This window comes from Burkholderia sp. MSMB1826 (genome assembly GCF_001526325.1).
Classification (GTDB): Bacteria; Pseudomonadota; Gammaproteobacteria; order Burkholderiales; family Burkholderiaceae; genus Burkholderia.
In genome coordinates this window covers 64,782-85,309 of the sequence record NZ_LOYN01000044.1, presented here as the reverse complement: position 1 = coordinate 85,309, position 20,528 = coordinate 64,782, and the positions used below count along the sequence as shown (strand labels likewise).

Annotated in this window: 22 protein-coding genes; 13 read left to right on the top strand and 9 right to left on the bottom strand. The window is 67.5% G+C overall.

Annotation, left to right across the window (positions count from 1 at the left end; genetic code table 11):
- Window positions 1–214: 214 nt before the first annotated feature.
- The 3 genes from WS95_RS25875 (at window position 215) to WS95_RS25865 (ending at window position 2,681) form a co-directional block, all read left to right on the top strand.
- Complete coding sequence (locus tag WS95_RS25875) at window positions 215–544, top strand: H-NS histone family protein (RefSeq protein ID WP_034208901.1); 330 nt, start codon at window positions 215–217, stop codon at window positions 542–544.
- A 287-nt stretch (window positions 545–831) separates the two neighbouring features.
- Window positions 832–2,079 carry an MFS transporter gene (locus WS95_RS25870; protein ID WP_059826862.1) on the top strand — a complete coding sequence of 416 codons (1,248 nt, stop codon included), beginning with the start codon at window positions 832–834 and terminating at the stop codon, window positions 2,077–2,079.
- Window positions 2,076–2,681, top strand: a complete 606-nt coding sequence (locus tag WS95_RS25865) for a hypothetical protein (RefSeq protein WP_059826860.1) — start codon at window positions 2,076–2,078, stop codon at window positions 2,679–2,681. The genes WS95_RS25870 and WS95_RS25865 overlap by 4 nt, the downstream gene beginning before the upstream one ends.
- 183 nt (window positions 2,682–2,864) lie before the next feature.
- On the opposite strand, the gene WS95_RS25860 is transcribed toward WS95_RS25865, so the two are convergent.
- Window positions 2,865–3,845, bottom strand: a complete 981-nt coding sequence (locus tag WS95_RS25860) for a bifunctional helix-turn-helix transcriptional regulator/GNAT family N-acetyltransferase (protein ID WP_034208904.1) — start codon at window positions 3,843–3,845, stop codon at window positions 2,865–2,867.
- A gap of 282 nt (window positions 3,846–4,127) precedes the next feature.
- On the opposite strand from WS95_RS25860, the gene WS95_RS25855 reads away from it, so the two are divergent.
- Window positions 4,128–4,505: a hypothetical protein gene (locus WS95_RS25855; protein ID WP_059781911.1), complete on the top strand. Its 378-nt coding sequence runs from the start codon at window positions 4,128–4,130 to the stop codon at window positions 4,503–4,505.
- A gap of 336 nt (window positions 4,506–4,841) precedes the next feature.
- On the opposite strand, the gene WS95_RS25850 is transcribed toward WS95_RS25855, so the two are convergent.
- Genes WS95_RS25850 through WS95_RS25835 form a run of 4 tightly spaced genes read right to left on the bottom strand, consistent with a single transcriptional unit; the run spans window position 4,842 to window position 8,302 of the window.
- Window positions 4,842–6,017: an osmoprotectant ABC transporter ATP-binding protein OsmV gene (locus tag WS95_RS25850; RefSeq protein ID WP_059826859.1), complete on the bottom strand. Its 1,176-nt coding sequence runs from the start codon at window positions 6,015–6,017 to the stop codon at window positions 4,842–4,844.
- Window positions 6,014–6,667, bottom strand: coding sequence for an ABC transporter permease (locus WS95_RS25845; protein ID WP_006497929.1), 654 nt, complete (start codon window positions 6,665–6,667; stop codon window positions 6,014–6,016). Before WS95_RS25845 ends, WS95_RS25850 begins: the two co-directional genes overlap by 4 nt.
- A 10-nt stretch (window positions 6,668–6,677) precedes the next feature.
- A complete protein-coding gene (locus WS95_RS25840) occupies window positions 6,678–7,589 on the bottom strand; it encodes a glycine betaine ABC transporter substrate-binding protein (RefSeq protein WP_059826857.1) in 912 nt (303 codons plus the stop codon).
- Entirely contained in the window at window positions 7,586–8,302 is a 717-nt protein-coding gene (locus tag WS95_RS25835; protein ID WP_034208909.1) for an ABC transporter permease, read from the bottom strand. Before WS95_RS25835 ends, WS95_RS25840 begins: the two co-directional genes overlap by 4 nt.
- On the opposite strand from WS95_RS25835, the gene WS95_RS25830 reads away from it, so the two are divergent.
- On the top strand, window positions 8,301–8,483 hold the full coding sequence (locus WS95_RS25830) for a hypothetical protein (protein ID WP_059498731.1): 183 nt from the start codon (window positions 8,301–8,303) through the stop codon (window positions 8,481–8,483). The genes WS95_RS25835 and WS95_RS25830 overlap by 2 nt on opposite strands.
- Window positions 8,484–8,803: 320 nt before the next feature.
- Here WS95_RS25830 and WS95_RS35160 read toward each other — a convergent pair whose 3' ends face one another.
- Together WS95_RS35160 and WS95_RS25825 are read right to left on the bottom strand one after the other, a co-directional pair.
- The gene (locus tag WS95_RS35160; RefSeq protein ID WP_156444581.1) at window positions 8,804–8,959 is read right to left on the bottom strand and encodes a hypothetical protein; all 156 of its coding nucleotides are present in this window, start codon (window positions 8,957–8,959) and stop codon (window positions 8,804–8,806) included.
- A gap of 4 nt (window positions 8,960–8,963) precedes the next feature.
- The gene (locus WS95_RS25825; protein ID WP_059826856.1) at window positions 8,964–10,058 is read right to left on the bottom strand and encodes an AraC family transcriptional regulator; all 1,095 of its coding nucleotides are present in this window, start codon (window positions 10,056–10,058) and stop codon (window positions 8,964–8,966) included.
- Window positions 10,059–10,309: 251 nt separating this feature from the next.
- Here WS95_RS25825 and WS95_RS25820 point away from each other — a divergent pair, with 251 nt between their 5' ends.
- The 3 genes from WS95_RS25820 to WS95_RS25810 are packed head-to-tail and all read left to right on the top strand — an operon-like array spanning window position 10,310 to window position 14,616.
- On the top strand, window positions 10,310–11,698 hold the full coding sequence (locus tag WS95_RS25820; RefSeq protein ID WP_059826853.1) for an APC family permease: 1,389 nt from the start codon (window positions 10,310–10,312) through the stop codon (window positions 11,696–11,698).
- Window positions 11,699–11,748: 50 nt separating this feature from the next.
- Window positions 11,749–13,146, top strand: coding sequence for an aspartate aminotransferase family protein (locus tag WS95_RS25815; protein ID WP_059826851.1), 1,398 nt, complete (start codon window positions 11,749–11,751; stop codon window positions 13,144–13,146).
- 30 nt (window positions 13,147–13,176) lie between these two features.
- On the top strand, window positions 13,177–14,616 hold the full coding sequence (locus WS95_RS25810; protein WP_059826849.1) for an aldehyde dehydrogenase family protein: 1,440 nt from the start codon (window positions 13,177–13,179) through the stop codon (window positions 14,614–14,616).
- A 171-nt stretch (window positions 14,617–14,787) separates the two neighbouring features.
- Here WS95_RS25810 and WS95_RS25805 read toward each other — a convergent pair whose 3' ends face one another.
- Entirely contained in the window at window positions 14,788–15,642 is an 855-nt protein-coding gene (locus WS95_RS25805) for a FadR/GntR family transcriptional regulator (protein WP_059826952.1), read from the bottom strand.
- A 2-nt stretch (window positions 15,643–15,644) separates the two neighbouring features.
- The gene (locus tag WS95_RS25800) at window positions 15,645–15,869 is read right to left on the bottom strand and encodes a hypothetical protein (RefSeq protein WP_059826847.1); all 225 of its coding nucleotides are present in this window, start codon (window positions 15,867–15,869) and stop codon (window positions 15,645–15,647) included.
- A gap of 1 nt (window position 15,870) precedes the next feature.
- Between WS95_RS25800 and WS95_RS25795 the strand changes: the two genes are divergently transcribed.
- From WS95_RS25795 to WS95_RS25775, 5 genes are all read left to right on the top strand, one after another.
- Window positions 15,871–17,079 (top strand): ABC transporter substrate-binding protein, encoded by a 1,209-nt coding sequence (locus WS95_RS25795; protein ID WP_034208916.1) that lies wholly within the window; start codon window positions 15,871–15,873, stop codon window positions 17,077–17,079.
- A 70-nt stretch (window positions 17,080–17,149) separates the two neighbouring features.
- Complete coding sequence (locus WS95_RS25790; RefSeq protein WP_059781898.1) at window positions 17,150–18,010, top strand: branched-chain amino acid ABC transporter permease; 861 nt, start codon at window positions 17,150–17,152, stop codon at window positions 18,008–18,010.
- Window positions 18,007–19,050: a branched-chain amino acid ABC transporter permease gene (locus tag WS95_RS25785; RefSeq protein WP_059826845.1), complete on the top strand. Its 1,044-nt coding sequence runs from the start codon at window positions 18,007–18,009 to the stop codon at window positions 19,048–19,050. The genes WS95_RS25790 and WS95_RS25785 overlap by 4 nt, the downstream gene beginning before the upstream one ends.
- Window positions 19,047–19,814 (top strand): ABC transporter ATP-binding protein, encoded by a 768-nt coding sequence (locus WS95_RS25780; RefSeq protein ID WP_059781894.1) that lies wholly within the window; start codon window positions 19,047–19,049, stop codon window positions 19,812–19,814. The genes WS95_RS25785 and WS95_RS25780 overlap by 4 nt, the downstream gene beginning before the upstream one ends.
- A complete protein-coding gene (locus tag WS95_RS25775; protein WP_059781892.1) occupies window positions 19,811–20,512 on the top strand; it encodes an ABC transporter ATP-binding protein in 702 nt (233 codons plus the stop codon). The genes WS95_RS25780 and WS95_RS25775 overlap by 4 nt, the downstream gene beginning before the upstream one ends.
- Window positions 20,513–20,528 lie beyond the last annotated feature (16 nt).

The following is a 20,528-nucleotide window of genomic DNA, read 5'->3' as shown; positions in this document are numbered from 1 at the left end:
CGCCACCGCTCGCCCGTGCATGCGTCGCGGCGTGCCGCCCGCTGCCGGTCTGGTCCTGTCCGCGGTGACGCACGACGTCGTTTCGTGCGCATCGCGCAAATCATGCCGGCTCAGGTGGACGATTCACCTATTTGACAGCCCCGATCGGCGTAACTTCGTGGTAGGTTCGGCCATCGGAGCTTTTTGCAAAAACATGCCCAAAGAGGATGAATACATGACCCAGGCCCTGCAGGAACTCGAAGCACAACTTCGGGACCTGAACATCAAGCTGTCAGAGGCAAAGCAGAAGGAGAAGCAAGCTGCGCTCGCGGCTTTCAAGGAACAGGTCGAGCTGTTGGGAATTTCGCAGCAGGAAGTGCTGAGCGCGCTCGGCTACATCGTTCAGCGCAAGCGCAAGGCGCCTGCCAAGTACTACGATCCGTCGACCGGCCGCTCATGGTCGGGGCGCGGCCCGCGGCCGAAATGGCTCGATGGCAAGGATCTCGAAGCGCTCGCCGTCGACCGCGGGGCCAAGACCTGGTGGCCGGGGGACGATCAGGGCTGAAGCCCGCCGCGCCGCAAGGCCATCCGGCGCCGTCCGGTTCGCGCACGCGGGCCGGCCGGCAATTCCCCGCCGGCCGGCCGTCTTTCATCCGGTGTCCGGCCCGATCGCGACATCGCCGGCCTCGCCGCCGCACCGGATCCACGTTTTCCCTTTCCCTTTTCCACGCATTTTCCGCCGTTTCCGCCGTTTTCCCGCCAGCCGTCCGGCCAGCGCGGGCACGACGCGTCGCCTCCGTCGTTCGCGGGCACAGGCCTTAGAATGTCGCCGGACATTCGTGGCAGGACACCATGGCAGCAAACATGAAATCTTCGACGCTCGGCGGCCCGTCGGCCCCGCGCGTGGAGCGGGTCGGCGCGTACGCGTGGAAAGCGCTGGCCGGGTCGGCGATCGGCTATGCAATGGACGGCTTCGACCTGTTGATCCTCGGCTTCATGCTGCCGGCGATCACGGCGGCGCTGCACCTGACGCCCGGGCAGGCCGGCGCGCTGGTCACGTGGACGCTGATCGGCGCGGTCGCGGGCGGCATCGTGTTCGGCGCGCTGAGCGACCGCTACGGGCGCGTGCGTGTGCTGACCTGGACGATCCTGCTGTTCGCGATCTTCACCGGCCTGTGCGCATTCGCGCAAGGCTTCCAGGATCTGCTCGTCTATCGCACCATCGCGGGCATCGGCCTCGGCGGCGAGTTCGGGATCGGCATGGCGCTCGCGGCCGAAGCGTGGCCGGCAAACAAGCGCGCCCGCGTGTCGTGCTACGTCGCGCTGGGGTGGCAGGCCGGCGTGCTGCTGGCCGCGCTGCTGACGCCGTTTCTGCTTCTGCACATCGGCTGGCGCGGCATGTTCGTGGTCGGCGTGCTGCCCGCGCTGCTCGCCTGGGCGATGCGCAACAAGCTGCACGAGCCGGAAGCGTTCGTGCATCGCGCGACGCAGCCGAAGCCCAACGCGTTCCGCATGCTCGTCGCCGACGGCCGCACCGCGCGCACGAGCCTCGGCATCGTGATCCTGTGTTCGGTCCAGAATTTCGGCTACTACGGAATCATGATCTGGCTGCCGACCTTCCTGTCGAAGCAGATGGGTTTCTCGCTGACGAAATCGGGGCTGTGGACGGCGGCGACCGTCGTCGGGATGATGATCGGCGTCTGGGTTTTCGGCCAACTGGCCGACCGCATCGGCCGCAAGCCGACGTTCCTGCTGTATCAGCTCGGCTCGGTCGTGACGGTCGTCGCGTATGCGCGGCTGTCGGACCCGACGGCGATGCTGTGGGCCGGCGCGCTGATGGGCATGTTCGTCAACGGGATGGTCGGCGGCTACGGGACGCTGATGTCGGAAGGCTATCCGACGGCCGCACGCGCGACCGCGCAGAACGTGCTGTGGAACATCGGCCGTGCGGTCGGCGGCTTCGGTCCGGTCGCGGTCGGCGCGCTCGCCGCGCACTATTCGTTCCAGACGGCCATCGCGCTGCTCGCCGGCCTCTACGTGCTCGACATGGTCGCGACGCTGTTCCTGATCCCCGAGCTCAAGGGCGTCGAGCTCGAATGAGCACGGTGCGCGCACGCGCCGCCACGATTTCACCGGAAACCACGATGCAACGACACAACAGGACGATCGGCGTGATGGGCTCGGGCAAGGAGCCGTGGCTCGCGTTTTCGGAGCCGCTCGGCGTGTGGCTCGCGCAGGCCGGGTTCAACCTGCTGACGGGCGGCGGGCAGGGCGTGATGCTGGCGGTCGCGCGCGCGTTCGCCGGCGTGCCCGGCCGGGCCGGCCGATCGATCGGCATCCTGCCGACGCAGGCCGATCCGGTCGCGGGCTTCGTGCCGCTCGACGGCTATCCGCATCCGTTCGTCGACATTCCGGTCCTCACGCCGCTGCCGCGCCGCGAACCGGGCGCGGCCCCGCACACGATCAACCGCAACTACGTGAACGTGCTGAGCAGCGACCTGATCGTCGCGCTGCCGGGCGGGCACGGTACGGCCGAGGAGATTGCGCTCGCGCAGCGCTGGCGCAAGCCGCTCGTCTGCTTCGGGCCGGACGGTGCGTTTCGCTCGCTTGCCGCGGACGCGGTGTGCACGTCGTCGCTCGACGACGTGATCCGGTTCGTCGGCGATACGTTCGCCGTGGAGCGGGCGCAAGCGGGCCGGTAGTTCACGGGATCGCCGCGATTGCTTTCGTCGGGATGCGCGTATGCGGCGACCGGCGTGCCTAGCGGCTCCGTCGGGTAAATCGCTGCATGGATGTTTCCGGTTGTTCCGGCGAGTCGCGGGTCGAATCCGGTCACGCGGTGCGGGAACGACGGCGACAGGCGACGCGATGGCCGGCCGCCGATCTCAACTGCCGGACGGCCCGGGCCGGCTGAAGCGCTGCTCGACTACCTCGGTTCCCCACTGCGTACCCGGGCACTCGCTCGTCAGCGCAAAGCCGAACGACTCGTACAGATGGCGCGCGGCATCGAGCCCCTTGAAGGTGCACAGATAGGTTTCGCGAAACCGGTGATCGTCGACGAAGCGCATCGCCAGCGTCATCAGCTGGCGTCCGACGCCCGAGCCGCGCAATGCGTCGTTGACGATGAACCAGCGCAGGTGCGCGACGCCCGTCGCCGGGTCGCCGTCGATCGCGAGCGACGCGAGCGTGCGACCGTCTTCCTGGCATAGCCACAGCGCCTTGCCGTCGGCCGGCAGCGCGCCCGCGAACGCGGCCAGCTCGGTCGCCACGCGTTGTTCGAAGAAGGCGCCGAAACCCCAGTGTTCCGCGTAGAAGCGTGCATGCAGGCTGGCGATGTCGCCGATGCAGCCCGGCTGATAGCCCTCGCGAATCGACGGCGCGTCGGCGGGCGCGACGGGCGCCCTGGCCGCGTTGTCCTGGGCGAGCGCGTCGGCATACAGCGCGAGCGAACGCAGCAGTGCCTGCTGGTCGGCCGGCATCATGCGGCGCAGCGCATTCGACACCTGGTCGGTCGCGAACGCGTCGATTCGTTTCCGGAGCTTTTTGCCTTCGGCGGTCAGGTACAGCTCAATCGCGCGTGCATCCTCGCTCGACACGCGCCGCTCCACGACCCCGGCCGCTTCGAGCCGCGCGAGTTGCCGGCTCGTGTTCGATTTGTCGAGCCGCAGGATGGCGCCGAGATCCTTCGCGTTGATGCCGGGCGCCATCCCGATCTCGAGGATCGCGTGCACGGCCGACGGCGCCCAGTCGCTGTCGGCCAGCGTCGCCCGCATGAAGCCGAGCTCGCGCACCAGTTTGCGCGAGAAGTCGCGCAGCTCGAGGATGGTCGCGTCGCGCGGCTTGGCCGGCGCGTCGATGAGGTCCATGAACGGCTCCTGAAAGGTTGCGTATCGCAATCAATAATAGTTGCGGGTCGCAACCTTGGCAAGGCGGATTTTGAGGGCGCGCCGGTGTTTCGGGGGCGGTGCTTCCGTGCGGTCGACGGTCAACCGGACGAGGCGCGGGGGGCGAACCGGGGCGGGGCGCGACTGGTATTGAAGCGGATGGCCGGGCATGGAGAAGCGGCCGCATACTGGGCGGACCGGTCGATCTGCGGGCAGGATCGCCGGCCGATCGTCGATCGACGACCGCGGACTACGGAGATCGCCATGAACAAGCTGTTGCCGACGATGATCGCGTTGCTTGCCGGGGGCGGCATCGGGGCGCCGCCGCTCCACGCGGCCGGCACCATGGATGCGCCGCCGTGCAGCGCCGCGCATGCGGCGGATCGCGGTGGCGGGAACGTCGCGATGCCGGGCGCGTCGATCCGCAGCTTCTCGACCGCCGGCTGTTCGGGCGCGGTGTTGCAGGGCGGCCGGGCCACCGCGATCGTCGACGGCGACCGGGTCGAGTTGCGCGACGGGGTCGTCTATGTGAACGGACGATCCTACGGCGCGGTCACGCCCGCGCAGACGGTCGAATACGAGGCCGCGCGCGAGCGGCGCACGTTGAAGGTCGACGGAAAGATCCGCGCGCCGCTGCGCTGACGTTTGCCGATTCGGCGCGCCGGCGCCTTCAACTTGCCAATGCGCGCCTGTTCGACCCGCGTCAGCCGGCCGTCGCTGAGCCGCACTTTGCGCACGACCCACGCCGCATCGACGCACGGCAGCACGGCTCGCACAGTTCGCCCGGTTTGCGCGGTGGCGTCGGGCCGTACGACAGCCGATCGCCCGTGTCGATTCAATTCAATTCGCGATTCGTTCGGGCTGCAGATTTTCGATTGCACGATCCGAACGAATACGACCGTCCTTTTCTGCAACGGGCGGCATCGATTCGGTTCGTTTCCCGATGCCGGTGCGACGCAGCGCCGGCCCCGGCGCGACTCAGGACGTGGCGACCGCGGCCGCCGCATCGGCCGGACTGCCCGGCGGCTGGCCGGTTTGCCGGCGCGACCGGCCCGAGCTCAGGTATGCGGCGATCGAATCCTGCGTGATCTCGCCGAGCCACGCCCCGTCGGCGTCGAGCACGGGCATCCACGACATGCTGTACTGGTACATCTTCGACAGCACGATGCGCAGGTTGTCGTCCGCCGCGACGCCGGCAGGGAACGGCGTCACGCGTTCGCCGCACACGCCGCCGTCGGTGCGTGCCGCGCGGCGCGTCACGTAACCGAGCGCCCGGCCCGCATCGTCGAGCACGGTCAGGTAGCGGCAGTCGGTTTCGTCCATCACCGCCAGCGCGTGCGCGAGCGGCGTATCGACGCGCGCCGTTTCGGGCTGCGTGGCGGCGTCGCCGGCCTTCACGAGCAGCAGGCGTTTGAGCGTGCTGTCCTGACCGACGAACTGCGCGACGAACTCGTCGCGCGGGCGGGCGAGCAGCGTGTCGGGGTGATCGTACTGAACGAGCTGGCCGCGCCGGAACACGGCGATGCGATCGCCCAGCTTGATCGCTTCGTCGATGTCGTGGCTCACCATGATCACGGTCTTGTTCAGTTGCCGCTGCATCTGGAAGAACTCGTTCTGGATCGATTCGCGATTGATCGGATCGACCGCGCCGAACGGCTCGTCTATCAACAGCACGGGCGGATCGGCGGCCAGCGCGCGAATCACGCCGATGCGCTGCTGCTGCCCGCCCGACAGCTCGCGCGGATAGCGTTTCAGGTACAGCTTCGGATCGAGCGCGACCATCGACATCAGGTCGCGCGCGCGTTCGGCGCAGCGCTTCTTGTCCCAGCCGAGCAGGCGCGGCACGACGGTGATGTTCTCCTCGATCGTCATGTTCGGGAACAGCCCGATCTGCTGGATCACGTAGCCGATGTGGCGCCGCAGGTCGACTTCGTCGAGCTGCGCCGTATCCTCGCCGTTGATGAGCACGCGGCCCGACGTCGCGGGGATCAGCCGGTTGATCATCTTGAGCGTGGTGGTCTTGCCGCAGCCCGACGGGCCGAGGAACACGCAGATTTCCCCTTCGGGCACCGACAGGCTCACGGAGTCGACCGCGCGCACGGCCTGGCCGTCCTTGCGCGTGAAAGTCTTGGTCAGTTTGTCGAGTTCGATCATGTCTTCTGCACTCCCTTCGGTGTCAATGCACGTTGCAGCATCTGCAGCAGCCGGTCGGCGACGATCGCGAGCAGGCTCACGAGCACCGCGCCCACCAGCAGTTTCATCATGCTGCTCTGCCCGATCGCACGCAGGATCAGCGTGCCGAGGCCGCCCGCGCCGATCACGGCGGCGATCGTCATCACGCCGATGTTCATCACGACGGCGGTGCGCACGCCCGCGAGAATCACGGGCACCGCCAGCGGCAAGTCGACGAGACGCAGGCGCTGCCACGACGTCATGCCGATGCCGGTGCCGGCTTCCTTGATCCCCGCATCCACGTTGTGCAATGCGAGGTAGGTGTTGCGCATGATCGGCAGCAGCGAGTAGAGGAATACGGCGGTGATCGCGGGCGCGGCGCCGATACCCTGGCCGAAGCGCGAGAAGAACGGGATCATCAGGCCGAACAGCGCGATGGACGGCAGCGTGAGCACGAGCGTGGCGATGCCGAGCAGCGGGCCCGCGAGCCAGTCGTGACGATTGATCAGGATACCGAGCGGTACGCCGGCGACGATCGCGCAGCCCACGGCGATCGCGACGAGCCATACGTGCTGCAGCGTGAGCTGCAGCAGCTCGGGCCAGCTCGAAGCGAGATAGTCGAATACGCTCATCGGTCCTCCTTCAAGGTAGCGGGTGGGCGCGCAGGAACGCATCGGCGACGTCGCGCGGCGATCGGCCGTCGAGATCGACCGCCTTGGCCATCGCCTGCATCGCGTCGTTGTCGAGCACGGCCGACAGTGCGTTGAGTTGCGTCGCGAGCTTCGGATTGCGCTCCAGCGTGGCCTGGCGGACCACCGGCGTCGCGTTGTACGGCGGGAAGAAGTGCCTGTCGTCCTCGAGCGGCACGATGCCGAAGCCCTTCACGCGTCCGTCGGTCGTGTAGACGAGGCCGATCTGCAACTGGTCGTTGTGCAGGGCCGTATAGACGAGCCCCGGATCCATCTGTTTCAGTTGAGCGCGGCTGAACTGCATGCCGTAGGCGGCGAGCAGCGGCTTCAGGCCGTCGGGACGGTTCGCGAATTCCGCGTCCATGCCGAATACGTAATGCTTCGCGGCCGGATCGTGCTTCAGATGCTCGGCGAGCTGCGACACCGTCCGGATGCCGGTAGCCTGCGCGAGCCGGCTCGGCAGGCCGATCGCGTAGGTATCGTTGAGCGGCGACGCGTCGAGCCACACGAGCCCGCGCGGCACGTCGAGCGCCTTGACGCGCCGGTACATTTCGTCGGGCGACAGCTTGTCCTGGATCTTGTTGTAAACGAGCGCCGCGGTGCCCGTGTAATCCCACATCAGGTCGAACTGGCCGTTCTCCAGCGCGCTGCGTGCGAGCGTACTGCCGAGGCCGGCGCGGACGTCGACGTCATAGCCACGCGAGCGCAGGTATTGCGACGTGAGTTCCGCCAGCACGTATTGCTCGGTGAAGTTCTTCGCGCCCAGCACGAGCTTCGCGGCGAATGCCGGGGTGCCGGCTGCGACGCACAGCGCGCCGGCGACGCCCAGGCGCGCGAGCGATCGAAGGATGCGTCGAAGCGTCATGCGGCGCCTCCGTGGCGTGCGAGCCAGTGACGGCTGCCGGCCGCGACGACGCCGTCCAGCACCAGTGCGAGGATCGCGGTGAGCGACGCGCCGAGCAGCAGCAGCGGCTGGTTGTCGAGGTAGATGCCGGGGAAGATCAGCGAGCCGAGGCTGTCCGCGCCGATCAGATACGCGAGCGGCGCCGTCCCGACATTGATCGCGAGCGCGGTGCGCACGCCGCCGACGATGATCGGCAGCGCGTGGGGCAGTTCCACGCGAACCAGCGACTGCCAGCCGGTCATGCCGATGCCTTTGGCGGCTTCGCGCAGCGCGGCCGGCACGTTCTTCATGCCTTCGTACGCATTGCGCGTGACGGGCAGGAGCGATGCGAGGAACAGCGCGACGATCGCGGGCACGTCGCCGATGCCGAAGATGCCGAGCGCGATGGCCAGCACGGCGAGCGACGGGATCGTGTTGCCGATGTTGAAGACCTGCATGAAACGCTCGGCCTGATGCCGGAATCGCGGCCGGCTCAGCAGCACGCCGGCCGGCACGCCGACGGCGATGGCCAGTGTCATCGAATAGGCGACCAGCAGCATGTGCTGGCCCGCGTAGTAGGCGAGATCGTCCGAGCGCTGATGGAACGTGTCGGCGCCGATGCCGCGCGCCAATGCCCATCCCGCTGCGATGATTGCCACCAGGCTGCCCACCAGCTGGACAGTGCGTCGAGTCATGAAGATACGCCTCCTCAATCCGGTGCGGCGCGCGCACGCGCACGCCGCGATGACGCCGAATGGCGTCGCGATGGAAGTTCGTGATCCCGGCATGGCCGCGATTGAACTGACGGAAACAGTGCTGCCGGCTGCACCGAGGTGCGGCTGGCGGTCGGGTGAACGCGACGACGCGTTCGTCTGATTGTCAGGTTCAGCCCGGCGGCGCCGTAACGGCGAGGCGCGTTCGAGCAGGGCGCCGCCTCGTGAAGGCGGCATGGATGCGGGCGGCTCGATGCCGACCGCTGGGGCCGGTGGCCCCTTTGACGTGGCGAAACGGATGCATGCGCAACGAAGTGCGAAATGACATCACGTTGCGCACGAGATCATGCGTTTTATGATGAAGTTGAGGCGAGTATAGAGCAATCAATAAATTGCGTCTACCGTGGGGAACGATCGCGGCGACGCGTCCCCGGTCATGCGATGGGGAGCGTGGCGTGCATGGAAATTGATTCGACGAACGAATCAATGGGCGAAGCCTGCGTCGCGACGCGCGATGCGCGAGCGGTTTCGCTCCATGAAATCGTTATTGCGCGATGCCGGGCTCGTCGCTGCGGCCGGCAGTGCGTTCACCGAAGCGTGATGCCGAATCCTCGAAAGCCGGGTGAAGCGGTAGCGCATCGGGTCACGCGTCGACATCCGACGCCGACCGCGGCGTCTTGCCGGTCCAGCGCCGGTACGCGTGACGAAAGCTGCGCGGCTCGCTGTAGCCGAGCCGCTCGGCGATCGCGGCGACGGTCAACGCTTGATCGTCGAGCAACCGCACGGCTTCGTCGCGACGCACGTCGTCGAGCAGCGACTGGAACGTGATGCCGTCCTTGTCGAGCCGCCTGCGCAGCGTCCGTTCGGTCAGGTGCAGCGCACTGGCGAGCGCCGTCATCGACTTGAAACGCGCGAGGTCGCGCGCCATCAGCTCCTTCGCGCGATCGGCGAAACGCGTGCCGACCGATGCGGCCCACTGCCGTTCGAGCACTTCGCACTGGCCATGCAGCGCATTGAAGCTGACTTCGTTCGCCAGGCGCGGCGCTTCGGTGCCGTTCACCGACGTGAACACCAGCCGGTTGTCGGCCGCATTGAAGACGACCGGACAGCCGAAGTGGCGTGCGTAGTCGGCCGCATTGCGCGGCGCGCGGCGCGCGAGCTGCACCTGCTCCGGCCACACCGGCTTGCCGACGAGATCGGACACGATCAGGCGCAGGCTCGACAGGCACATGTCGACCTGAAACACCTCGAGATCGGGCTCGCCGTTGTAGCGGCCGATGGTCACGCTCATGCCGCCGGCATGCGCGTCGATGCGCACGTCGAAATACAGCCCCATGAACAGCGGAAACTGGCCCATGCAGCGGAACGCCTGCATCACGGAGCCGCTGATCAGCATCGCGTAGCCGGCGAGACCCAGCGTCGACACATGCAGCCGCGCGCCGATCGCTAGCCCAATCGACGGCACGCCGCTGCAGCGCAACAGGTTGCGAAAGCAACGTTGCTCCTGGCCCCGATTCACGTGCAGGTTCGGCGATGCGACTTCGTCCGCGCCGAGCCCGGTGCCTTCGAGCAGCGCGGCGCCGTCGATGTGCCGCACGCGGCACTCGTCCAGCGCGACCGCGATCGCGTGAACCGTGGCGGGAATGTCCTCCTGGCGTCCGGCCGGGCGCGCGAGGCCGAGCGCCGAACGCAGGCTGCGTTCGGCGCGGCTCTGGTTTCGTTGGGAACGACTGTTCATGGTGCCGATGCGGTGACGGGGTCGCACCGAACATAGCCGGATTGTCCGCGAAACGCCAGTGCCGCACAGCAGCATGCAGGGCGGCGCGGCACGATGCCCGACCGTGTGTCCGGAAATATCCCTCGATTACGTCCGCTTTTCTCATTCGTCGTCGATTTTTTGGCGCACCACACTTTCTTCCAGTCGTGCTCCGCCGGCCGCGCCGGACGCACGCGTGTTGAAGTCATGGACGCCACCCACGTGAGGACAGCATGGACAACGACAGGCCAGGTCGAACCGCATCAGCCGCCGCGACGCACGTGTTCGAGGCGTACGTGGAGCGCGGCCACACGGACGCACGCAAGCCTCACCAGCTTGGACTCGTGACGCTGGTGATCTTCGGCCTCGCGTATATGTTGCCGATGACGGTGTTCACGACCTACGGCCTCGTCACGAGCGAGACGAACGGGCATCTGACGGCCGCGTATGCGATCACGCTGATCGCGATGCTGTTCACCGCGCGCAGCTACGGCCACATGGCGCGGCTGATGCCGAGCGCCGGGTCGGCCTACACGTTCGCGAGCCGCAACTTCGGCACGTCGGCCGGCTTCATGGTCGGCTGGGCATTGCTGATGGACTACCTGTTCATCCCGATGATCAGCTACCTCGCGATCGGCATCTACATGAAGCAGATCTTTCCGACGGTGCCGGCCAGCGTGTGGATCGTCGGCAGCATCGCGCTGATCACCGGGCTGAACATCGTCGGCATCCGGCTCGTCAATCGCGTGAACCTGATTCTGATCGCAAGCCAGCTCGTGTTCATCGCGGTGTTCGTCATCGCGTCGGCGCACGTCGCGGCGGGCGAAGGGCTGTCGATGGCCGTCGCGTTGCCGTCGTCCGGCGATGCGCGCGCGATCTTCGCCGGCTCCGCGATCCTGTGCCTGTCGTTCCTCGGCTTCGATGCGGTCACCACGCTGTCGGAGGAAACGCGCGAGCCGCGGCGCACGGTGCCGCGCGCCATCCTGCTCTGCACGCTCGTAAGCGGCCTGCTGTTCATGCTGATCGCGTATGTCGGTCAACTGGTGTTTCCCGACTGGCACGCGTTCAAGGATCTCGATTCGGCGAGCCTCGAACTGATGCGGCGGGTCGGCGGCCGCACGCTGTCGGCGTTCTTCGTCGCGGTATACGTGGCCGGCTGCTTCGCGAGCGCGATGGCCGGACAGGCGAGCGTGACGCGCGTGCTGTTCGCGATGGGCCGCGACCGCGTGCTGCCCGAATGCGTGTTCGGCCATCTGCATGCGCGGCTGCGCACGCCGGTGCGCGCGACGCTCGCGGTCGGCGTCGTGTCGTTGTCCGCGCTGTTCATCACGCTCGATCTCGCGTCGACGATGATCAGCTTCGGCGCGCTCGTCGCGTTCGCGATCGTGAACCTGTGCGTGATGCGCAGCTATCTGGGCCGGCCCGAGCATCGCCATGCCGCGGGCTGGATTGCATACGGCCTGATGCCGGCGATCGGCTTCGCGATGAACGTGTGGCTCTGGTCCGGGCTGTCGCGCCAGACGTTCTACGTCGGCATCGGCTGGCTCGCGCTCGGGCTCTGCCAGCTCGTCTGGCTGACGCGCGGCTTTACGCGCCCGGCACCGACGTTGTCGATGAACTGAATGACCGGCTGCGCGATGCCGGTTTTGAAACCCTGAAGGAGGAGTGATCCATGAATGCCGTTGACGTCAATCTCGATGCGGACCTGCAGGCGCTCGGCAAGCGCCATCTGCTGATGCACTTCACGCATGCCGATGCATACCGCGAGAACGCGCTGACCGTGTTCGAGCGCGGCGAAGGCTGCTGGCTCGTCGACCGCAACGGCAAGCGCTATTTCGACGGGCTGGCCGGGCTTTACTGCGTGCAGGTCGGCTACAGCCACGGCGCGGAGATCGGCGATGCGATCCGCGAGCAGATGGTGCGGCTGCCGTTCGCGACCAACTGGGGCGTCGGCCACGAACCGGCGATTCGGCTTGCGCACCGGCTCGCGGCGCTCGCGCCCGAGGGCCTGAACCGCGTGTTCTTCACGTCGAGCGGCTCGGAGTCGAACGAATCGGCGATCAAGCTGGTGCGCCAGTATCACCAGTCGCGCGGCGAGCCGCAGCGGCGCAAGTTCATCGCGCGGCGCGTCGCGTATCACGGCACGTCGTTCGGCGCGCTCGCGCTGAACGGAATGACGAATTTCCGCAAGCATTTCGAGCCGCTGATGTCGGGCGTGCGGCACGTGGGCAACACGAAGCGCTACGGCCGACCGGCCGGCGAGACGGAAGCGCAGTTCACACGCCATCTGCTCGACGAGATCGAATCGCTGATCGTGCAGGAAGGGCCGGATACGGTCGCCGCGATCGTCGTCGAGCCGTTGCAGAACGCGGGCGGCAGCCTGACGCCGCCGGCCGGCTACGCGGCCGGGCTGCGCGACATCTGCGACCGGCACGGCGTGCTGCTCGTGGCCGACGAGGTGATCTGCGGGTTCGGGCGGCTCGGCGAGTACTTCGGGTCGGCGCGCTACGGGTTGAAGCCGGACATCATCACGTTCGCGAAAGGCATCGCGTCGGGCTACGTGCCGCTCGGCGGCGTGATCGCGAGCGATGCGGTCGTCGACACGGTGCTCGACGGGCCGCAGCAGATGTTCCTGCACGGCGCGACCTACGGCGGCCATCCGGTCGCGTGCACGGCCGCGCTCGCGAACCTCGCGATCATGGAGCGCGAAGGAGTCCTCGCGAACGTCCGCGACAACGAAGCGGTGTTTCGACGGACGCTCGACGGGTTGCTCGAACTTCCGTGCGTGGGCGACGTGCGCGGCGACGGTTATCACTACTCGCTCGAACTCGTGACCGACAAGGTCGCGCGCCGCTGGGCGGCCGGCATCGGCGCGCAGGCGTTCGTGTCGACGATGCTCGCGCCGGCGATCTTCGACGCGGGGCTGCTGTGCCGCGCGGGTGTCGATCACGAAGGCACGCCGATCGTGCAGTTTTCGCCGCCGCTCGTGATGTCGCGCGACGAGATCGTGTGGTTCGTCGCGCGGATCCGCGACATCCTCGTCGAGACTTACGCGCGGGCGACGCGCTGAGTGCGGCGACCTTCATTTCAGGAGCATTCGATGCGAACGTCACAACAGTCCTATATCGACGGCCAGTGGCTCGATCCGGCCGATGCACGATCGATCGACGTGATCGATCCGGCCACCGCGTGGCCGTATGCACGGCTCGCGATCGGCGGCGCGGCCGATGTCGACCGCGCGGTCGGCGCGGCGAAGCAGGCCTTCGACACGTACTCGCGCTGGTCGGTGGACGAGCGCGTCGCGTTGCTGACGCGCGTGCTCGAGATCTACCGGCGCCGCTACGAAGAAGTCGCGCAGACGATCAGCCAGGAGATGGGTGCGCCGATCGCGTTCGCGCGGGCGATGCAGGCCGCGGTCGGCACCGCGCATCTCGAACAGACGATCCGCGCGCTGCAATCGTTCCGTTTCAGCGTGCAGACCGGTTCGCTGCTGGTGTCGCACGAGCCGATCGGCGTGTGCGCGCTGATCACGCCGTGGAATTGGCCGATCAACCAGATCGTGTGCAAGGTCGCGCCGGCGCTCGCGGCCGGCTGCACGATGGTGCTCAAGCCGAGCGAGATCGCGCCGTTCAGCGCGATTCTGTTCGCGGAGATCCTGCACGAAGCGGGCGTGCCGCGCGGCGTGTTCAACCTCGTGCACGGCTACGGGCAGGAAGTGGGCGACGCGCTGTCGCGGCATCCGGACGTCGACATGGTGTCGTTCACGGGCTCGACGCGCGCGGGCGTCGAGGTCGCGAAGGCGGCGGCCGACACCGTGAAGCGCGTGCACCAGGAACTCGGCAGCAAGAGCCCGAACCTGATCCTGCCCGACGCGGACATCGACGATGCCGTCACGCGCGGCGTGCGCAGTTGCTTCAGCAACAGCGGCCAGTCATGCAATGCGCCGACGCGCATGCTGGTGCACGTCGATCATCTGGCGCGGGCCGAGCAGGCGGCGCGCCGGGAAGCGGAACGCACGGTCGTCGGCGATCCGCGTTCGACGGAAACCGACATCGGGCCGGTGGTCAGCCGCACGCAGTTCGATCGCATCCAGCATTTCATCCGCCTCGGGATCGAAGAGGGTGCGACACTCGTCGCCGGCGGTCCCGGCCGGCCGGAGGGGCTCGCGGACGGGTTCTACGTGCGGCCGACGGTGTTTTCGAACGTCGCGCCGGGCATGGCGATCGCAACCGAGGAAATCTTCGGGCCGGTGTTGTCGATCATGACCTACCGGACCGAGGACGAGGCCGTCGCGCTCGCGAACGATTCGGTCTACGGGCTCGCGGCCTACGTGCAGTCGAAGGATCTCGAGCGCGCGCGGCGGATCGCGGCGCGGTTGCGCGTCGGCAACGTCCACATCAACTACCCGGCATGGAACCCGGCCGCGCCGTTCGGCGGCTACAAGCGCTCGGGCAACGGCCGCGAGTATGCGGAGTTCGGCCTCGTCGAGTATCTGGAAACGAAGGGGACGACCGGGTACACGGAAGGCGACGCGCGATGACGTCCTGAGCGCCTGGGAGAGCGGCGCGGCGAACGCGTCACCGCCAGTACTAGCGCTGCTCGCGGCGTTCGGACGCGACGGCCTGGCGCATCGCCGTCACCTTGGCGCGGCGGAAGGCCGTGGACCGCCGCGAAACGGTCGGCCTTGCGTTCACGCCGCGTGTGCCGCCGCTCAGCGTTCTTCCGGATCCGTTGCGGCCGCATCGAATCCCGAAACGGAAGCGGCGGCCCGCCTGCGGATCTCGGAGTCGAGGATCAACCGCCCGCGCAGCTTCCCTTTCATCCGCTTCACATGCTTCGGCGCCTCGGTCATGTGCTCGACCATCAGCGCGCGGACGCGCTCGGCGTCGCGCTCGCGCGCGGCCTGCAGGATCGCCTTGTGGATCGACACGTTCGCTTCGCCGAAACGCTTGTGCTCGACGAGCGGCGTATCGTTCCGGAACTCGATCAACTGCCGGATCATCTCGTTGATCAGTTCGCAACTGAAGCGCAGGAACGGATTCGGGTTCGCGGCCGCGAGGATGTCGTGGAACGTCGTGTCTTCCTGCCGCTGACGCAGCATGTGACCGCGATCGTGCACGCCCGACGCGCCGTCGCAGCACGCGATGTTCGCTTCCAGCGCCGCGAAGTCGCGCTCCGTCAGGTGCGGCACGGCGCCGGCGGCCAGCTCGGGTTCGAGCAGCTTGCGCACCGTATAGATGTCGTCGATCGTCACGTCCTTGAAGAACAGATAGTTCTGCAGAAGCTGAAGCGTGCGGTCGAGCGGCACCTCGACGACCATCCCGCCGCCCGACGGCCCCGTCGTGACCTTGATGAGCCCCTGCACCTCGAGCGACTTCAGCGCTTCCCGGATCGTGCTCTTGCTCACCGCATACAACTGCTGCAGCTCGGCTTCGCGCGGCAGGCGGTCGCCCGGCTTCAGGTCCTTCTCGGTGATCAGCCGCTTGATCTCCTCGGCGACGAGGTCGGCCCGCTTCGGCTGCTTGATTTCGACCGCGAGGCCCGCCCTGGCTCGGTCCATGACCATCTTCACGACTCCTTTGTCTGACCGCGCGCCGCGTCATCGTCGACGATCGGCCCCGCGCGGGTACGGAATTTTGCCTGATTGACACCAATTTTGATCAACTCTAGCATCAGGTTGATCCTATTTATCATGATAAATAGGATCAACCGGCGGCGCGCATCCGGCAGGGGCGTGGGCACGGTTTGGCAGTCGGTCGTATCGCGTGTGTCCCCCATCATGAGGAGCGTCAACTTGAATCGCCGAGAACTGTTGAAACTGGCCGCGCTGTCGGCCGTGCCGGGCGCGCTCGGCAGCATGTCGTCCCGTGTCGCGTTCGCGCAGGGCTCGCCCATCCAGCTCGCCTGCCCGGTGCCGATGTCCGGCCCGTTCGCCGCCAACGGCAAGTACGCCGATCTCGGCATGCAGTTGGTCGTCAAGCAATACGGCAAGGTGCTCGGCGCGCCGCTCGCCTATACGGCGCTCGACACCGAGGGCAAGCCCGCGACCGCCGTGCGGCGCGTGCAGGAGATCGCGCAACAGAAGGGCGTGCGTTTCTTCGCGGGCGGCATCCTGTCGTCCGAATCGCTGGCGATGGGCAAGGAAGTCCAGAAAGCGGGCGGCGTGTTCATCACGACGGCCGGCGCGGACGAGATCACCGGCAAGGATTGCAACGCGGCGACCTTCCGCTGGTCGGTGCCGACCTTCGGCGCGATCGAGCAGACGGTCCGCCCGTTGATCCAGATGCTGCCGAAGGCGAAGCGCTGGTACACGATCACGCCGCAATACGTGTTCGGCGACGGGCTGCTGTCGGCCGCGAAGGCGATCTTCAAGGAAAAGGGCATCGAGCACGTCGGCAACAGCTACCACTCGCTCGCCGAAAAGGAGTTCAGCGGCTACCTGACGAATGCGGCCGCCGCGCAGCCCGACGTGCTGCTGATCCTGAACTTCGGCTCGCAATCGTCGGACACGCTGCGCCAGGCCGTCAGCTTCGGAATGAAGCGCAACTGCACGATCCTGCTCGCGTGGGCGTCGGGGCTCGAGCAGTTCGAGGCGCTCGGCCCGGACATCTGCGACGGCGTGTATTTCGGCGCGCAGTACTGGCACGGCATCGATTCGCCGCTGAACCGCGATCTGGTGAAACGCGCGAACGCCGCGTTCAACGCGAACCCGAACTACAGCCTCGCGGGCTCGTACATCTGCTCGAAGATCCTGATCGACGCGATGGTGAAGGCCGGCAGCGCCGATCCGAAGAAGGTCGTCGCCGCGATGGAAGGGTTGAAGTACGACGGCCTGACGGGGCCGGAGGAAATCCGCAAGGGCGACCACCAGGTGCTGAAGAACTACTACCTGCTGAAAGGCAAGCCGAAGGGCCGGATGAAGAACGCGGACGACTACGCCGACATCGTCAGCTCGGGCCAGTCGTTCCTGCCGCTCGACAAGACGGGTTGCAAGCTCGCGTGACGCCGTGCATGCGTTCGCGGCGCATCGCGCGCCGCGGGCGTCCGTTACCTTCCTTTCCGATACGGAAGCCATGAACGTCTATCTGCTGCAGATCGTCAACGGCATCGGCGTGGGCATGCTGTATTTCCTGCTCGCCGTCGGCCTGTCGATCGTGTTCGGCCTGCTGCGCTTCGTGAATTTCGCTCACGGCGCGTTCTACCTGCTCGGTGCGTATCTCTGCTACCAGGCGCTGCAATGGTCGGCGAATTTCTGGGTCGCGCTCGCGATCGTGCCGCTCGTGGTCGGCGCGTTCGCGTGGGGCGTCGAAAAGCTCGTGCTGCGCCACGTGTACGCGCAGCAGCATGAATTCCACATTCTCGCGACGGTGGGGCTCGCGCTCGTGCTGCAGGAGTGCGCGATCCTCGCGTGGGGGCCGCTCGGCGACAACGTGCCGCCGCCCGACGCACTGAACGGCGTCGTGATCTGGGGCGGCTTCGTCTATCCGAAGTACCGGTTGTTCGTGATCGGGTTCACGGCCGTGCTCGCCGCGCTGTTGTGGTGGGTGCTCGAAGGCACGCGGCTCGGCAGCACGGTGCGCGCGGGCAGCGAGTCGACGGAGATGGTGTCGCTGCTCGGCATCAACGTGACGCGCGTGTTCAGCCTCGTGTTCGCGCTCGGCGCGGCGACCGCGGCGCTGGCCGGCGTGCTCGCCGCACCGATTCGCGGCGTCGATCCGTTCATGGGCATCGAGGCGCTCGGCGTCGCGTTCGTCGTGGTCGTCGTCGGCGGGATGGGGAATTTTCTCGGCGCACTCGTCGGCGGATTGCTGGTCGGCGTCGTGCAGAGCCTGATGAGCACGCTGTGGCCGGAAGGCGCGCGACTGATGATCTATGTCGCGATGGCGGCCGTGCTGCTGCTGCGTCCGAACGGTTTGCTGGGGAGGGCTGCATGATCGAATCGTCGAAACCGCTGCCGCCGGGCGCGGCGGCGTCGCAACGCCCGCAGCCGTGGCGCGGCGTGCTGCAGCGGCCGGAAGGCTGGCTCGCGGTGGTGGCCGCGTGCGTGTTGCCGCTCGTGTTGAGTTCGGGCTCGCTCGCGACCGAAGTACTGGTGTTCGCGCTCGCCGCGCTCGGCTGCAACCTGCTGCTCGGCTACACGGGGCTGCTGTCGTTCGGGCAGGGCATCTTCTTCGGGCTCGGCAGTTACGCGGCGGGGCTGGTGCTGACGCGCGGCGTCGCGTCCGTGACGGCCGCGCTGGTCGCGGCCGCGGTGCTTGGCGCGATCGCGGCCGCGCTCGTCGGCTGGTTCTCGATCCGGCAGCGCGGCACGTATTTCGTGATGCTGACGCTCGCGTTCGGGCAACTGTTCTACTTCCTCGCGTATACGACGCCGGATGTGACGGGCGGCGACAACGGGCTGCTCGACATCCCGCGCCCCGCGCTGTCCGCGCTCGGCCATCCGCTCGTCTCGCTCGATTCGCCGTGGCGCTACTACGGCTTCGTCGCGGTGCTGTTCGTCGCGGTGTTCTGGCTGCTGCTGCGCGTGTCGCGCTCGGTATTCGGCCGGACGCTGCTCGCGATCCGCGACAACGAGGCGCGCGCGGCGGCGGCCGGCTACGACGTGAAGCGCTTCAAGCTCGCGGCGTTCGTGATCTCGGGCGCGGTCACGGGCCTGGCGGGGGCGCTGCACGCGCTGATGACGGGCATCGCGCCGCTGTCGAACATCGACTATCACACGAGCGAGATGATCCTCGTGATGACGGTGATCGGCGGCACGGGCAACCTGTTCGCGTCGGTGCTCGGCGCGGCGTTCTACGTACTGTTCGCGGACTGGCTGTCGACGCTGTGGCCTCGGTGGCTGCTGCTGCTCGGCCTCGTGCTGATCGCGGTCAGCCTGTTCATGCAGCGCGGGTTGTGGGGGCTGGGCGAACGCATCGTGGCGTCGCTGCGGCGTAGCGATCGCACGGCGACCACGGACAAGGAGCGGCAATGAGCGAAGCGATTCTCGAAGCGCGCGGCATCGTCAAGCGCTACGGCAAGTTCACGGCGCTGGGCGGCGTCGATCTGCGCATCATGCCGCGCACCGTGCATTCGGTGATCGGCCCGAACGGCGCGGGCAAGACGACGTTGTTCCATACGCTGACCGGCACGCTGCCGATCACGTCGGGCTCGATCCTGTTCGACGGTCACGACGTGTCGCACGAGCCCGATCACAAGCGCGTGCGGCGCGGCATCGCCCGCTCGTTCCAGGTGACGAGCCTGTTTCCGAACCTGAGCGTGCGCGAGAACCTGCGCGTCGCCGCGCAGGGCGTCGAATCGCGCCGGGCGCTCAATCCGTGGGCGCCGCCGCGCGGCGCGCTCGCGCACGACGGCATCATCGACGACGTACTCGAGCGGCTCGGCCTGCAGCGCTTCGCCGACACGGCGTCCGGTGTGCTGTCGCATGGCCAGCAGCGCCGGTTGGAGGTCGGGATGGCGCTGGCGGCACGACCGCGCGCGATCTTCCTCGACGAGCCGACGTCGGGCATGGGCATCGACGATCTCGACGACATGAAGACGCTGATCCGCGGCCTGCGCGACGACTACACGGTCGTGCTGATCGAACACAACATGGGCATCGTGATGGACATCTCGGACACGATCACGGTGATGCAGCAAGGGCGCGTGCTGGTCGAAGGCCGACCCGACGCGATTCGCGGCGACGCGCGCGTGCGCAGCGCCTATCTCGGCAACATGATCACGGGAGGCCGCGCATGATGCTCGACGTGAAGGAGGTGCACGCCTGCTACGGCAAGAGCCACGTGCTGCAGGGCATTTCGCTGAACGTGAGCGAAGGGGAGACGGTGACGCTGCTCGGCCGCAACGGCGCGGGCAAATCGACGACGCTCAAGACGATCGCGGGCGTCGTCGCGCCCACCGGCGGCACGGTGACGTTCGCGGGCCGGCCGGTGTCCGGGCAGCCGGCGCACCGGATCGCGGCGCGCGGCCTGTGCTTCGTGCCCGAGCATCGGGGGATTTTCCGGCTGCTGTCGGTCGAGGAAAACCTGCGGCTCGGCGCGCGTCGCGATTCGCCGTGGCAGCTCGACGACATCTACCGGATCTTTCCGCGCCTGAAGGAACGCCGCCGCAACGGCGGCGCTCAGTTGTCGGGTGGCGAGCAGCAGATGCTCGCGATCGGCCGCGCGCTGATGAATCATCCGCGGCTGCTGATGCTCGACGAGCCGGTGGAGGGGCTCGCCCCGGTGATCGTCGAGGAAATCGTCGCGCAGTTGAAGCAGATCAAGGCGGCCGGCGTCGCGATCCTGCTCGTCGAACAGAACCTCGAAGTGTGCACGCAGCTCGCGGACCGCCACTTCGTGATCGAACAGGGCGTGATCGTCTACGAAGGCAGCAACGCGGCGTTCGCGGCCGATCACGACGTGAAGGACCGCTACCTGGGCGTCGGTGTCGCATGAGCGCCCGGCCCTTTCA

Coding starts and splice junctions, on each gene's coding strand:
- WS95_RS25835 (WP_034208909.1), bottom strand. CDS start 8,302: ATGACTCGACGCACTGTCCAGCTGGTGGGCAGCCTGGTGGCAATCATC.
- WS95_RS25840 (WP_059826857.1), bottom strand. CDS start 7,589: ATGACGCTTCGACGCATCCTTCGATCGCTCGCGCGCCTGGGCGTCGCC.
- WS95_RS25825 (WP_059826856.1), bottom strand. CDS start 10,058: ATGAACAGTCGTTCCCAACGAAACCAGAGCCGCGCCGAACGCAGCCTG.
- WS95_RS25870 (WP_059826862.1), top strand. CDS start 832: ATGGCAGCAAACATGAAATCTTCGACGCTCGGCGGCCCGTCGGCCCCG.
- WS95_RS35160 (WP_156444581.1), bottom strand. CDS start 8,959: ATGCGCTACCGCTTCACCCGGCTTTCGAGGATTCGGCATCACGCTTCG.
- WS95_RS25860 (WP_034208904.1), bottom strand. CDS start 3,845: ATGGACCTCATCGACGCGCCGGCCAAGCCGCGCGACGCGACCATCCTC.
- WS95_RS25855 (WP_059781911.1), top strand. CDS start 4,128: ATGAACAAGCTGTTGCCGACGATGATCGCGTTGCTTGCCGGGGGCGGC.
- WS95_RS25845 (WP_006497929.1), bottom strand. CDS start 6,667: ATGAGCGTATTCGACTATCTCGCTTCGAGCTGGCCCGAGCTGCTGCAG.
- WS95_RS25785 (WP_059826845.1), top strand. CDS start 18,007: ATGATCGAATCGTCGAAACCGCTGCCGCCGGGCGCGGCGGCGTCGCAA.
- WS95_RS25775 (WP_059781892.1), top strand. CDS start 19,811: ATGATGCTCGACGTGAAGGAGGTGCACGCCTGCTACGGCAAGAGCCAC.
- WS95_RS25850 (WP_059826859.1), bottom strand. CDS start 6,017: ATGATCGAACTCGACAAACTGACCAAGACTTTCACGCGCAAGGACGGC.
- WS95_RS25815 (WP_059826851.1), top strand. CDS start 11,749: ATGAATGCCGTTGACGTCAATCTCGATGCGGACCTGCAGGCGCTCGGC.
- WS95_RS25830 (WP_059498731.1), top strand. CDS start 8,301: ATGAAGATACGCCTCCTCAATCCGGTGCGGCGCGCGCACGCGCACGCC.
- WS95_RS25805 (WP_059826952.1), bottom strand. CDS start 15,642: ATGGTCATGGACCGAGCCAGGGCGGGCCTCGCGGTCGAAATCAAGCAG.
- WS95_RS25875 (WP_034208901.1), top strand. CDS start 215: ATGACCCAGGCCCTGCAGGAACTCGAAGCACAACTTCGGGACCTGAAC.
- WS95_RS25820 (WP_059826853.1), top strand. CDS start 10,310: ATGGACAACGACAGGCCAGGTCGAACCGCATCAGCCGCCGCGACGCAC.
- WS95_RS25810 (WP_059826849.1), top strand. CDS start 13,177: ATGCGAACGTCACAACAGTCCTATATCGACGGCCAGTGGCTCGATCCG.
- WS95_RS25865 (WP_059826860.1), top strand. CDS start 2,076: ATGAGCACGGTGCGCGCACGCGCCGCCACGATTTCACCGGAAACCACG.
- WS95_RS25790 (WP_059781898.1), top strand. CDS start 17,150: ATGAACGTCTATCTGCTGCAGATCGTCAACGGCATCGGCGTGGGCATG.
- WS95_RS25780 (WP_059781894.1), top strand. CDS start 19,047: ATGAGCGAAGCGATTCTCGAAGCGCGCGGCATCGTCAAGCGCTACGGC.